At 24.1% G+C, this 1222-nt stretch carries 1 rRNA gene; it reads right to left on the bottom strand.

Features of this window, described 5'->3' with window-relative positions:
- Positions 1-1103: 1103 nt before the first annotated feature.
- Positions 1104-1220: ribosomal RNA gene (rrf, locus tag LQE93_RS16715) — 5S ribosomal RNA — on the bottom strand.
- Between the last annotated feature and the right edge of the window lie 2 nt (positions 1221-1222).

Below are 1222 nucleotides of genomic sequence, written 5' to 3'. Positions count from 1 at the left end.
TCTGTTCAATTTTCAAAGACCATATTTTGTTATCGCTTCAAGCGACTTCCTTATCTTATCACTCACTCAACTTTATGTCAACAACTTTTTTCAAAGTTTTTTTGACTTAGTTTCGTTAGCAACGAGACTTATCTTATCACTTATCAAAACAACTGTCAAACACTTTTTTATCTTGTGTTTTTGTTGTTTCGCATCAGCGACGAGATTTATCTTATCACTCTATCTAATTATAAAAAGATTATATCAGTATTATTTTTCTTAATTAATATCTTTATTCTTCTTTTTTCTTATTTTTTCTTCTATTTTAGTATATTGATACACTAGGAGTAGTGTTTCGATATTACTTAAATAGTTATCCACTTATTACACATAATCCACAGCTATAATTAATTATATAATTCTATTATCAACATAATTAACATTATCCACATAGTATATGTGGATTAATATTTAACCTAAAAATTTTAATAAACACTTTATAATTTTCTATATTTATAATTTAAAATGCTTTCTTTTTTTCTAACTTTATCGTACATAGTGTAATATTTTTTTAGATTTATATTAAAAAATTATATTTAACTCTAATATTATTATAGTCATACAAGTAAAATTTCTTTTTAAAATAGGTCACATTAATAGATATAAAATATTCAAGCTCCTTATAATTAATTATAAATTTAATATCTTAATTTAAAGATTACTTATAAGTAATCTATTCATGTTTCTTTCTAATTGGATAAGTTCTCCCCCGTGCAATATAATTCTTATACTTTATAATTAAACTTAAAAAGGTTATTTGCTAAAATATAATAACACCATTTAAATATATATCAAAATCTATTTACCAACTCCATATTAGATTTAATTATCTTATTTCATTTAACTACAACTTATGTAATTCTCGTAAATTATAATCTATGTGTATAAATATTATCCTAATTTTAACTAGTTATTATTAATTTATCCTACTGCACATAATATATTTTAAAGTTACTATATCTACAAATAATAAAATATAACTATTTTTATCTTCTTACTAAACAGCTTTACTTAAATATTATATAAAAAAAAATCCACTTACTTAAGTAAGTGGATTTCTACTAACCAGGCAACGTCCTACTCTCCCACACAGTCTCCCGTGCAGTACCATTGGCGCTGTAGAGCTTAACTTTCCTGTTCGGAATGGGAAGGAGTGTTTCCTCTACGCCATCATCACCTGATA

Origin of the sequence: Clostridium sp. NSJ-145, from assembly GCF_021044725.1 — a bacterium.
In the GTDB taxonomy this organism is placed as follows: domain Bacteria; phylum Bacillota; class Clostridia; order Clostridiales; family Clostridiaceae; genus Clostridium; species Clostridium disporicum_B.
This window is presented reverse-complemented; position numbering and strand designations above follow the sequence as displayed.